The organism is Pseudoalteromonas sp. S3260 (genome assembly GCF_005886925.1).
GTDB lineage: Bacteria > Pseudomonadota > Gammaproteobacteria > Enterobacterales > Alteromonadaceae > Pseudoalteromonas > Pseudoalteromonas tetraodonis.
In genome coordinates this window covers 1-553 of record NZ_PNCV01000111.1, presented here as the reverse complement: position 1 = coordinate 553, position 553 = coordinate 1, and the positions used below count along the sequence as shown (strand labels likewise).

The 553-nt window shown below is 43.2% G+C and carries 1 protein-coding gene; it reads right to left on the bottom strand.

The annotated features are described in order from the left end of the window. A partial coding sequence (locus CWC14_RS15510; protein WP_249928760.1) for a group II intron maturase-specific domain-containing protein occupies window positions 1-553 on the bottom strand: 553 nt, incomplete at both ends.

The following is a 553-nucleotide window of genomic DNA, read 5'->3' as shown; positions in this document are numbered from 1 at the left end:
ACCACAGGCTATGGCGAGTCGCTCGCTAACACCCAATTTCATTAAACTGCGTACTTTGGTGCGAGGTTTACGCCATTGCCGCCAGTAGCACATTCTTATCCTACGACGGATCCAATGATCTAAATCCACTGTTAGTTGATAAGCGTTGGCTATTAGGTAGTAGTGTCCCCAGCCGCGTAAATACTGCGTGAGTTTATGAATTTGTAGGGTCATTGAGATCCCCCAGTTGCGGTTAGTGAGTTCTCTTACATTTGCTTTAAATTTCTTTAGCGCCTGTTCGTGGATCTGCACTTGAGCGTAACGGAAGGTAAACCCGAGAAATTTCGAGCCTGATACGGGACCGACTCGACTTTTCGATTCATTCACTTTGAGTTTTAATCGCTGAGTGATAAACGCAGTAATTTCCCGTTGGATTATGAGTCCTTCGCTTTTCGTTCTTACTAAAATGATTATGTCATCAGCGTAACGTGCAAACTTAAGGTGTTTGTAGGTTAGCTTCTTATCTAATTCATCGAGTAAAATATTGGAAAGTAAAGGGGATAATGGCCCACCT